At 52.6% G+C, this 10968-nt stretch carries 9 protein-coding genes; 4 read left to right on the forward strand and 5 right to left on the reverse strand.

Features of this window, described 5'->3' with window-relative positions; translation table 11 throughout:
• Nucleotides 1–312 precede the first annotated feature (312 nt).
• Nucleotides 313–1332, reverse strand: coding sequence for an NADPH-dependent aldehyde reductase Ahr (gene ahr, locus ACJ9N4_RS19070; RefSeq protein WP_182272806.1), 1020 nt, complete (start codon nucleotides 1330–1332; stop codon nucleotides 313–315).
• Between the two features lie 84 nt (nucleotides 1333–1416).
• Entirely contained in the window at nucleotides 1417–1917 is a 501-nt protein-coding gene (locus ACJ9N4_RS19075) for a GNAT family N-acetyltransferase (protein WP_182919019.1), read from the reverse strand.
• Between the two features lie 209 nt (nucleotides 1918–2126).
• Between ACJ9N4_RS19075 and ACJ9N4_RS19080 the strand changes: the two genes are divergently transcribed.
• Nucleotides 2127–2978, forward strand: coding sequence for a DUF3289 family protein (locus tag ACJ9N4_RS19080; protein ID WP_182919018.1), 852 nt, complete (start codon nucleotides 2127–2129; stop codon nucleotides 2976–2978).
• Nucleotides 2975–3502, forward strand: a complete 528-nt coding sequence (locus ACJ9N4_RS19085) for a DUF943 family protein (RefSeq protein ID WP_182919017.1) — start codon at nucleotides 2975–2977, stop codon at nucleotides 3500–3502. Before ACJ9N4_RS19080 ends, ACJ9N4_RS19085 begins: the two co-directional genes overlap by 4 nt.
• 39 nt (nucleotides 3503–3541) lie before the next feature.
• On the opposite strand, the gene ACJ9N4_RS19090 is transcribed toward ACJ9N4_RS19085, so the two are convergent.
• From ACJ9N4_RS19090 to pepA, 3 genes are all read right to left on the reverse strand, one after another.
• Nucleotides 3542–6397, reverse strand: coding sequence for a valine--tRNA ligase (locus ACJ9N4_RS19090; protein WP_182272802.1), 2856 nt, complete (start codon nucleotides 6395–6397; stop codon nucleotides 3542–3544).
• Nucleotides 6397–6840 (reverse strand): DNA polymerase III subunit chi, encoded by a 444-nt coding sequence (gene holC, locus ACJ9N4_RS19095; protein WP_182272801.1) that lies wholly within the window; start codon nucleotides 6838–6840, stop codon nucleotides 6397–6399. The genes ACJ9N4_RS19090 and holC overlap by 1 nt, the downstream gene beginning before the upstream one ends.
• Nucleotides 6841–6913: 73 nt before the next feature.
• Complete coding sequence (gene pepA, locus ACJ9N4_RS19100; RefSeq protein ID WP_182272800.1) at nucleotides 6914–8425, reverse strand: leucyl aminopeptidase; 1512 nt, start codon at nucleotides 8423–8425, stop codon at nucleotides 6914–6916.
• Nucleotides 8426–8691: 266 nt separating this feature from the next.
• Between pepA and lptF the strand changes: the two genes are divergently transcribed.
• Together lptF and lptG are read left to right on the forward strand one after the other, a co-directional pair.
• Nucleotides 8692–9792 carry an LPS export ABC transporter permease LptF gene (lptF, locus tag ACJ9N4_RS19105; protein ID WP_182272799.1) on the forward strand — a complete coding sequence of 367 codons (1101 nt, stop codon included), beginning with the start codon at nucleotides 8692–8694 and terminating at the stop codon, nucleotides 9790–9792.
• Nucleotides 9792–10874 (forward strand): LPS export ABC transporter permease LptG, encoded by a 1083-nt coding sequence (gene lptG / locus ACJ9N4_RS19110; RefSeq protein ID WP_182272798.1) that lies wholly within the window; start codon nucleotides 9792–9794, stop codon nucleotides 10872–10874. Before lptF ends, lptG begins: the two co-directional genes overlap by 1 nt.
• The last annotated feature ends 94 nt before the right edge of the window (nucleotides 10875–10968 follow it).

Genomic DNA, 10968 nt, shown 5'->3' on the forward strand with positions numbered 1-10968 from the left:
GTGAATTCATTTTTTGCACCTCATCAGTTATTTAATTTATAACCTCTGAACGTGTCTAAAACTATTAAACCACTTCAGCATTAGCCTGCATCCCTGCAGGCAATGCCCTCTCGGCGCATCCCTGCGCCTCGCCCCGGCCTTACGGAAACGCTTCGGCGATTTTCAGCCGGACCATGGAGTCGCTATAAGTCTTATATTTCAATGAAATAGTTTAATTGCTTAAGAAGAACAAAATTACTGGGGAACCCTCAGCCCTGTGGGAGAGGGCTGGGATGGGGGCATCAGGCCGCACATTTCCCCGGCAAATTCACATCAGAAATCCGCTTTTAATACCACGCGGTAACGGGCTTTACCGTCGCGCACATGCTGGATGGCTTCGTTGATTTTTGACATCGGGTACAGCTCGGTGGTTGGAGCCACTCTGGTGCGTCCGGCAAACTTCATCAGTTTGCGCAACTCGAATGGCGTACCGGTCGCAGAACCGGACACGCTGCGATCGCCGCCGATCAGCGTAAACGCCGGAACCGGAAGCGGCTTCATGACTGCACCGACGGTGTGGAAGTTACCACCGTAGGCCAGTGCTTCAAAGTATGGCTGCCAGTCGAGATCGACGTTCACGGTGTTGATGATCAGATCAAACTGACCTGCCAGCGCTTTCAGCGCATCCGGATCGCGGCTGTTGACGACCTTATCTGCACCCATCGCCAGCACTTCTTTCTCTTTCGACGGGTTAGAGCTGAACGCGGTGACTTCACAGCCCATCGCATGCAGCAGTTTGATGGCGATATGACCCAGACCGCCAATACCAATCACACCCACGCGGCTGGTGGCGGTGATATGGTGCATCAGCAGCGGTTTAAAGACGGTGATACCACCACACAGTAGTGGGCCTGCGGATTCAATATCAATGCTGTCCGGCAGTGGGATAACCCATTGCCAGTCGGCCCGCAGTTTATCGGCGAAACCGCCCTTGTTCAGAATAGTTGGTACTGCGCCCTCGAGGCAGTTTATCTGGTTGCCGCTGATACAGGCGTCGCAGTGACCACAGCTGCGCGCCGTCCAGCCGATCCCCACGCGCTGGCCTACCTTCAGGCCTTTATCCTGCGCGGCGCTACCGAGCGCGACGACGCGGCCAATAACTTCGTGTCCGGCAACCAGAGGATACTGTGAAAAGCCCCATTCGTTGTCGATCATCGAAAGATCGGAGTGGCAGACCCCGCAGTAATCAACCTGAACTTCGACGTCTTCTGCTTTTAGTTCGCCCGCGTCGTATTCGTACAGTTCAAGTTCTGCACCCGCCTGCGGTGCGGCGTAGCTTTTTATCTTCGACATCGTGTTTCCCCTGTTATGGTGTGAACTGAAAAGTGTAGAGCATTCAGTTTAAGGCCGCTTAACAGAAGAGGGTGGGAACGAAATTTACAGACTTTTCAGCATCCTGACTTCGCAATCGACGTGGCCGGTGCAACCCAGCGGCGCATCAATATGCTCAAAGCCCAGATGTTCATACAGGCCAATGGCTTCCTTAAGGAAGGCGGTTGTTTCGAGATAACAGCGTTTAAAACCCTGTTCGCGCGCGTGATCGAGGGCGGTCAATGCCAGCTTTTTCGCCAGCCCCTTGCCACGCATGGCAGGTAAAAAATACATCTTTTGCAGCTCGCAAATATCCGGCGCGCTGCACGTCAGTGGCGCAACACCGCCGCCGCCCACCACCTGGCCATCATATTCAACCACCCAGTAGGCATGGCCTGGCTGGCTGTAAAGCTGAAACAGCTCGTCCAGATTCGGATCGGCAACGGTATAGCCTTTGTCGGCGGTCAGGCCGTATTCCGCAGAGACGGTACGGATAACGGCGGCAATAGCCGGGTTGTCGCTGGCGGATATCCGGCGGAGTGTAGGAAGGGACTGCGTGGAATTCATTTTGTTACTCAATCGAAAAACAATTCATCATAGTGATATTTGATACCACTCTCTTTTCCATCATGCAAGGTGGATATTACCACTGAGAATTTTTTTCATCACTAATTGGTGTATTTCGTCGTGTGGCTCAATTTTTATTAATTTTATTTAGATTAATTTTTCCATCCTGGTTTTAAGCTCCATTATATTATTTGTCAGGGTGATGAATTATGAATAGGGATATGCATTTATTTATGTCTCTGCCTCGAGAGATATTTTCCACACTCCATCGCTTTGAGGATTATCATATTGATGATATGAAGTATGGTGATTTGAACGATTGGGACTTTCAGCAACTGGGGTTGCAGGATATTTCTGCTCGTGTCGACCCATTCAGGTGTTTGCAATTTGATATGATGGCCACTTTTAACATCCATGCTTTGAGTTTTGGCCATCAACAACCGCAAGGGAGGCCGATTAGTCGCCAACATTGTGCAGATATCATGTTTGATGAGATGAAAGAACTGTCAACACAATTCGCTAAAGGGTTATATTCCCCTATTATTGGGGAACTGATTGATCATTTCCATTACGGTAATGGGCTACCATGGTCTGGTGGACTTCTGAATTGCGCGTATGAGGAGGTCATAAGGGGCGTTGGAACGAATGATATGTTGATGAAAATTCGGGATGAGATCAATAAACAATTGCATACTAAACGGGACGCGCGGCTGGATGATTTCTTCTTTGTAAAACTTAAATCAGAAATGCAAAGTTCTAAACTGCCAAAATTCAACCGTTATACCGACAGAGTAAATGGTTTGGGGGTAAGCATACATGATATTTATGCGCAACAAATCAAACTGGTGCGTTTCCAGCGCTATGCCATGTCATGGGAGGGATTACTTTCTTTTAAAGGGCAGGACCATTTTGGTCTGGGCAGAGAGGATATTGCTAACGAACTCTATAAAAATTTCCGCTTCTTCCGCATCTGGTTTTTCCTGCAGAGGCATCGTGATTATGCATACAAACCCTTTATGACTAATTTAACTGCCCATGTGCATATTAAAGGAAGCGTATGAAGCCGAAACGTAACGTCATTATCGGTGGCCTGGTGTTGCTGATATGCGGTTATCTCCTCTGGGCTCAACGACCTGTGACAATCCTTCGGGCTGGTGAGAGATTTGAGTATGATCCTACGTTTTTTCATGGGATTTATGCTAGTAGTGAACGTGGTTTTATGGATTTTGAGGCCTATGATATTGCAGTTAACCATTTTGCATTAACCGAGTGGGGACGGATACACTGGTATCTGCAGCACAAAAATGAGCTGAAGGCAAAATACCATATACCGACAAGTGCCTCTTACCATATTGTTTTTTGGGATGTTGGTGGCGGGTTTATTGATGGTGAGAAATCGGGAGATGGTGATCTGTTTTGTTTTCCGCCACAAAAAAACACAAAAGAAAATTGTATTGAAAAAAATGTACTGCTAGTCGTGGAATTCGATGCGGGATCTTACGAAAGATTTTCTTTCAGCAACATAGAGTATTACTGGATAACTATGCCAGACGGGAAGCTGGTACGAATAAAAAATGCCTTATAAAAGAAAACGCCGAAGAGGGTCTCCGGCGTTTTCATACTATTACAGCGCCGCAATAACCGCCTGCTGCTCGATCAGTTTGGTCCTGGCATCCGCAAAGGCAACCAGACGTTCACGCTCTTTCGCGATGACCGCTTCCGGCGCGCGGGCCACAAAGCCTTCGTTCGCCAGTTTGCTTTCGATTTTGCCAATTTCCACATCGACTTTCGCCACTTCTTTCGCCAGACGAGCCAGCTCTGCGTCTTTGTCGATAAGGCCTGCCATCGGGATCAGCAGCTCAGCACCGTCGATGATTTTAGTCACGGAAACCGGACCTTTATCATCAGCCGGCAGCACGGTGATGCTTTCCAGACGCGCCATCGTTTTCAGGAAGGTGTTGTTCTCGGTGACACGACGAACAACCGCGTCGCTGCAACCGCGCAGCAGCAGCTCAAGCGGTTTACCCGGAGCGATGTTCATTTCTGCGCGGATGTTACGTACCGCAACAATCGCCTGTTTCAGCCATTCGGTATCGGCAGCTGCAGCTTCATCAACACGGGCTGCATCGAATTCCGGGAATGGCTGGAGCATGATGGTATCTGCGTTGATACCCGCAATCACCTTCACACGCTGCCAGATGGTTTCGGTGATAAATGGAATCACCGGATGCGCCAGACGCAGCAGTCCTTCCAGAACGGTAATCAGCGTATTACGCGTGCCGCGCAGTTCTGCTTCAGACCCACCGTTCATAACCGGCTTCGCCAGCTCCAGGTACCAGTCACAGAACTGGTTCCAGGTGAATTCGTACAGGATGCCCGCCGCGATATCAAAGCGGTAGCTGTCCAGCGCTTCACGGAACGCTTTCACCGTCTGGTTGAACTCGGCCAGGATCCAGCGATCCGCCAGAGACAGGGTCATTTCGCCGCCGTTGAAGCCGCAATCCTGATCTTCCGTGTTCATCAGCACGAAGCGGCTGGCGTTCCACAGTTTGTTACAGAAGTTACGGTAACCTTCCAGACGTTTCATGTCCCAGTTGATGTCGCGGCCCGTAGAGGCCAGCGCTGCCAGGGTGAAACGCAGGGCGTCGGTACCGTGAGACTCAATCCCGTTCGGGAACTGCTTCTCGGTACGCTTGCGGATTTTCTCTGCCAGCTGTGGCTGCATCATGTTGCCGGTGCGTTTCTCCAGCAGGTCTTCCAGGGAGATACCGTCAACCATATCCAGCGGGTCAATAACGTTGCCCTTGGATTTGGACATCTTCTGGCCTTCGTCATCACGGATCAGGCCAGTCATATAGACGGTATGGAACGGAACCTGCGGCTTGCCATCTTCATCTTTGATGAAGTGCATGGTCATCATGATCATGCGGGCAATCCAGAAGAAGATGATGTCGAAGCCGGAAACCATTACGCTGGTTGGGTGGAACTGACGCAGCGCATCGGTGTTTTCTGGCCAGCCGAGCGTGGAGAACGTCCACAGTGCGGAGGAGAACCAGGTGTCCAGCACGTCTTCGTCCTGACGCAGAGCAACGTCGGCGCTCAGGTTGTTTTCCTGACGCACTTCGTCTTCACTGCGGCCAACGTAGACGTTGCCTTCGTTGTCATACCACGCCGGAATACGGTGACCCCACCACAGCTGACGAGAGATACACCAGTCCTGAATATCACGCATCCAGGAGAAGTACATGTTTTCGTACTGCTTCGGTACAAACTGGATGCTCCCGTTCTCAACCGCTTCAACCGCCGGTTTTGCCAGCACGTCAGCACGCACATACCACTGGTCGGTCAGCATTGGCTCGATAACCACACCACCACGGTCGCCGTACGGCACGGTCAGATCGTGAGGTTTAATCTCTTCCAGCAGACCGAGTGCATCAACGGCAGCCACAACGGCTTTACGCGCAGCAAAACGCTCCAGCTTCTGGAACTCTGCCGGGATGTCGCTTGAGTAAACGTCAGATTCGTTGCCTTTGGTGTCATACACTTCTGCACTTTCACGGATATCGCCGTCGAAGGTCAGAATGTTGATCATCGGCAGGGCGTGACGACGACCCACTTCATAGTCGTTGAAGTCGTGCGCTGGCGTGATTTTCACGCAGCCGGTGCCTTTTTCCATGTCGGCGTGTTCGTCGCCCACAACAGGAATACGGCGGTTAACCAGCGGCAACACAACAAATTTACCGATCAGATCTTTATAACGCGGATCTTCCGGGTTAACAGCCACGCCGGTATCGCCCAGCAGGGTTTCCGGACGGGTGGTCGCCACGACCAGGTAATCTTTACCGTCTGCAGTTTTCGCGCCGTCGGCCAGTGGATAGCGGATGTGCCACATGGAGCCTTTAGACTCACGGTTTTCCACTTCCAGGTCAGAGATGGCGGTGCGCAGTTTCGGGTCCCAGTTGACCAGGCGTTTGCCGCGGTAAATCAGGTCTTCTTTGTACAGACGGACAAACACTTCTTTCACGGCGTTGGAAAGACCTTCATCCATAGTGAAGCGTTCGCGCTCCCAGTCTACGGAGTTGCCAAGACGGCGCATCTGACGGGTGATGGTGCCACCAGATTCGGCTTTCCACTGCCAGATTTTGTCGATGAAGGCATCACGACCGTAGTCGTGGCGGGTTTTACCTTCTTCAGCGGCAATTTTACGCTCAACCACCATCTGGGTCGCGATACCCGCGTGGTCAGTCCCCGCCTGCCATAGGGTGTTTTTACCCTGCATGCGCTGATAGCGGATCATGGTGTCCATGATGGTCTGCTGGAAGGCATGACCCATATGCAAACTGCCGGTGACGTTCGGCGGTGGGATCATGATGCAGAAGGACTCTTTGCTTTCATCGCCGTTAGGCTTGAAATAGCCCTGCTGTTCCCAGTGCTCGTAAAGCGGCTGTTCGATATCGCGTGGGTTATATGTTTTTTCCATTATGTCCAGGTTGCCGTATTCAGGTTAAAACCAGCCAGGCGGTACGCTTTATAGCGCTCGCGTGCCAGTTGTTTCAAAGATTCTTCGTAGGGGACAAAGTCTACCACTTCTGTGAAAGCGGTGGCAAAATCTGCAAAATCTATCCGCAGGCTAATCAGAATATCGCGCGCGCTGCTGTTGCGCTTTTGCGGCCAGGCAATTTCTACCGGTGCGCCGCCGCGTGGCCCTTCTCCGGACAAGTTATGCGGAACAAAACTCTCCGGTGGGCGTGCCCACAGCGCTTCGTCAAGGCGGATAGCCTGTTGTTCATCTTCACAGGCAATCAGAACGCGTTTACCTGCGCGCCAACGTTCTGCGGCAATTTCACACACCAGTTGTTCAACAGCGCTGAGGCCATCCTGGTGGGTGTCGTTGTCCAGAAGGTAGAACGTTGCATTCTTCATATATGGGGCTTCTTGTTGTGGATTTAAATGCAAAGCCGGGCGGCGCAGTGCCTACCCGGCCTACAAACGGCAATTACTCTTCGCCGTTAAATCCTGCGCGGTTAAGCAGGAACTGCGACAGCAACGCGACCGGACGACCGGTTGCACCTTTGGCTTTACCGGAGCGCCATGCGGTGCCCGCGATATCCAGGTGTGCCCAGTTGTACTTGCGGGTGAAGCGCGACAGGAAGCAGCCTGCGGTAATCGCACCGCCAGGGCGGCCGCCAATATTCGCCATATCTGCGAAGTTGGATTCCAGCTGTTCCTGGAATTCATCGCCCAGTGGCAGACGCCATGCACGGTCACCCGCCTGCTCGGACGCGCCGATAAGCTCGTGTGCCAGCGGGTTGTGGTTAGACATCAATCCGGTGATGTGGTGGCCCAGCGCAATCACGCAGGCACCGGTCAGCGTTGCGACGTCAATGACCGCTTCAGGTTCGAAACGCTCGACGTAGGTCAGCACATCACACAGCACCAGTCGACCTTCGGCATCGGTGTTCAGCACTTCAACGGTCTGGCCGGACATGGTGGTCAGTACGTCACCTGGACGGTACGCGCGACCGCCAGGCATGTTTTCACAGCCTGCCAGTATGCCGATAACGTTAATGGGCAGCTGAAGCTCAGCGACCATGCGCATCACACCATAAACAGCCGCAGCACCGCACATGTCGTACTTCATCTCATCCATGCCTTCGGCTGGTTTGATGGAGATACCGCCGGAGTCAAAGGTCAGGCCTTTACCGACCAGCACGACAGGGCGCGCGTCTTCGGACGGGTTGCCTTTGTACTCGATGACCGACATCAGGGATTCGTTCTGAGAACCGTTTCCGACCGCGAGATAAGAGTGCATGCCCAGCTCTTTCATCTGCTGTTCGCCGATGACGCGGGTGATGACATTCTTACTGTAAGAGTCCGCCAGCTGGCGAGCCTGAGAGGCCAGGTACGCGGCATTACAGATGTTTGGTGGCATGTTGCCAAGATCTTTAGCTGCCTTGATACCAGAGGCAATCGCCAGACCGTGCTGGATAGCGCGCTCGCCGCTGGTCAGTTCGCGACGGGTTGGCACGTTAAAGACCATTTTACGCAGCGGACGACGCGGCTCGCTTTTGTTGGTCTTCAGTTGATCGAAACTGTACAGACTCTCTTTAGCGGTTTCGACTGCCTGGCGAACTTTCCAGTAGGTGTTGCGGCCTTTGACGTGCAGTTCAGTCAGGAAGCACACCGCTTCCATTGAACCGGTATCATTCAGCGTATTGATCGTTTTCTGAATAACTTGCTTGTACTGACGCTCATCCAGCTCGCGTTCTTTGCCGCAGCCAATCAGCAGAATACGTTCGGACAGTACGTTCGGAACATGGTGCAGTAACAGCGTCTGCCCAGGTTTACCTTCCAGTTCGCCACGGCGCAGCAGGGCGCTGATGTAGCCGTCACTGATTTTATCGAGTTGCTCGGCTATCGGGGAGAGTCGGCGTGGTTCAAAGACGCCCACAACGATGCAGGCACTCCGCTGTTTCTCCGGGCTACCGCTTTTTACACTGAACTCCATGCACTACGCTCCTGAATCTTAAAGACAACGGCGGCGGCTACAGATAGAATTGAAACCTTTCGTAACTCATGTCCGCTGTTGTGGTGACTTCGTGTTAATCTTACGTTACTACGGTTTCGACACGTCAGAAAAAGTCCTGAGGCGTGAATCCGCCGGATGTTTTAATCTTAGCGATGATTTCGACGACTCAAGAGAATAAATGACGTTTAAGCCATGAAACAAGCGATTTTCCAGCAAAGAGACGGGTTTTTACGGGCGTATTTAAAGTGATAATCATAAGATATCTGGTGCGGGAGACGCTCAAAAGCCAACTGGCGATCCTCTTCATCCTGCTGCTGATTTTTTTCTGTCAGAAGCTGGTTAAGATCCTCGGTGCGGCCGTTGACGGCGAAATTCCAACGAATCTGGTGCTTTCCCTGCTTGGTTTAGGGATCCCGGAAATGGCGCAGCTTATCCTGCCGCTAAGTCTTTTCCTTGGTCTGCTCATGACGTTGGGCAGGCTCTATACCGAAAGTGAAATTACGGTCATGCACGCCTGCGGCTTGAGTAAAGCCGTGCTGGTGAAAGCAGCCTTTGTTCTGGCGCTGTTCACCGGTATTGTTGCCGCCGTGAACGTGATGTGGGCCGGCCCCATGTCCTCTCGCCATCAGGATGAAGTGCTGGCTGAAGCCAAAGCGAACCCCGGCATGGCAGCGTTAGCGCAGGGACAGTTCCAGCAGGCGACCGACGGTAACTCTGTACTGTTTATTGAGAGCGTTGATGGCAGTAAATTCAACGACGTCTTCCTGGCGCAGCTACGGACGAAAGGTAATGCGCGTCCGTCGGTGGTGGTTGCAGATTCCGGTCAACTGGCTCAGCGTAAAGATGGTTCCCAGATAGTGACGCTGAATAAAGGGACCCGTTTTGAAGGGACCGCGATGCTGCGTGATTTCCGTATTACGGACTTCATGAACTATCAGGCCATTATTGGCCATCAGGCAGTGGCACTGGATTCAAGTGACACCGAGCAGATGGATATGCGCACGCTATGGAATACGGACACCGACAGGGCGAAAGCGGAGTTCCACTGGCGTATTACTCTCGTCTTCACCGTGTTTATGATGGCATTTATTGTTGTCCCACTGAGCGTAGTGAACCCGCGTCAGGGACGCGTGCTCTCTATGCTGCCAGCGATGCTGCTTTACCTGGTGTATTTCCTGCTGCAAACCTCGATTCGCTCTAACGGTGCGAAAGGTAAGCTGGACCCGATGGTCTGGACGTGGGTCGTCAACAGCGTGTATATCCTGCTGGCGCTGGGATTAAACCTGTGGGATACGGTGCCGGTGCGCCGCATTCGTGCCCGATTCTCGCGTAAAGGAGCGTTGTAATGCAGGCGTTTGGCGTTCTCGATCGCTATATCGGTAAAACAATTTTCTCCACCATCATGATGACATTGTTCATGCTGGTGTCGCTCTCCGGCATCATCAAATTTGTCGATCAGCTGAAAAAAGCCGGGCAGGGGAGCTACGACGCAATGGGCGCGGGGATGTTTACCCTGCTCAGTGTGCCAAAAGATGTGCAGATCTTCTTCCCGATGGCGGCGCTGTTAGGCGCGCTGCTTGGGCTGGGGATGCTGGCGCAGCGTAGTGAGCTGGTGGTCATGCAAGCCTCCGGTTTTACCCGTATGCAGGTTGCCCTGTCAGTCATGAAAACGGCGATCCCGTTGGTACTGCTGACGATGGCGATTGGTGAGTGGGTGGCACCGCAGGGCGAGCAGACAGCGCGTAACTTCCGTGCTCAGGCGATGTACGGTGGTTCACTGCTCTCGACTCAGCAAGGTCTGTGGGCGAAAGATGGCAATAACTTTGTCTATATCGAACGTGTGAAAGGTGATGACGAACTGGGCGGCGTGAGTATTTATGCTTTCAATAATGAGCGTCGTTTACAGTCTGTTCGCTATGCCGCATCGGCCAAATTTGATACGGCTAACAAGCTGTGGCGTTTGTCGCAGGTTGATGAATCTGACCTGACAGACCCGAAACAGATCACCGGTTCTCAGACGGTTTCCGGCACGTGGAAGACTAAGCTCACTCCGGACAAACTGGGTGTCGTTGCGCTGGATCCTGATGCGCTCTCCATTAGCGGTTTGCACAACTATGTGAAATACCTGAAGTCGAGCGGGCAGGATGCCGGGCGTTATCAGCTCAATATGTGGAGCAAAATCTTCCAGCCGATGTCCGTGGCGGTAATGATGCTGATGGCCCTGTCGTTTATCTTCGGGCCGCTGCGTAGCGTGCCGATGGGGATTCGTGTTGTCACCGGTATCAGCTTCGGCTTTGTGTTCTACGTCCTCGACCAGATTTTCGGCCCGCTGACGCTGGTTTATGGCATTCCGCCGATTATCGGTGCGCTGCTGCCGAGTGCCAGCTTCTTCCTGATCAGCCTCTGGCTGCTTCTGAAACGTTCCTGATTGACCTCTCCTCGCTTCCGGTTTGCCGGGAGCGAGGCTAATCTCCTGTTTCACCCCGCACTTTTTCTCACAACCTTCAACGCCCCGTCGCGAA

It is taken from the genome of Enterobacter sp. LM3 (assembly GCF_046622475.1).
GTDB lineage: Bacteria > Pseudomonadota > Gammaproteobacteria > Enterobacterales > Enterobacteriaceae > Enterobacter > Enterobacter cloacae_P.

What these genes read in the sequence shown, in the direction of transcription:
- ahr (WP_182272806.1), bottom strand. Translation starts at nt 1,332, where the DNA reads ATGTCGAAGATAAAAAGCTACGCCGCACCGCAGGCGGGTGCAGAACTT.
- ACJ9N4_RS19075 (WP_182919019.1), bottom strand. Translation starts at nt 1,917, where the DNA reads ATGAATTCCACGCAGTCCCTTCCTACACTCCGCCGGATATCCGCCAGC.
- ACJ9N4_RS19080 (WP_182919018.1), top strand. Translation starts at nt 2,127, where the DNA reads ATGAATAGGGATATGCATTTATTTATGTCTCTGCCTCGAGAGATATTT.
- ACJ9N4_RS19085 (WP_182919017.1), top strand. Translation starts at nt 2,975, where the DNA reads ATGAAGCCGAAACGTAACGTCATTATCGGTGGCCTGGTGTTGCTGATA.
- ACJ9N4_RS19090 (WP_182272802.1), bottom strand. Translation starts at nt 6,397, where the DNA reads ATGGAAAAAACATATAACCCACGCGATATCGAACAGCCGCTTTACGAG.
- holC (WP_182272801.1), bottom strand. Translation starts at nt 6,840, where the DNA reads ATGAAGAATGCAACGTTCTACCTTCTGGACAACGACACCCACCAGGAT.
- pepA (WP_182272800.1), bottom strand. Translation starts at nt 8,425, where the DNA reads ATGGAGTTCAGTGTAAAAAGCGGTAGCCCGGAGAAACAGCGGAGTGCC.
- lptG (WP_182272798.1), top strand. Translation starts at nt 9,792, where the DNA reads ATGCAGGCGTTTGGCGTTCTCGATCGCTATATCGGTAAAACAATTTTC.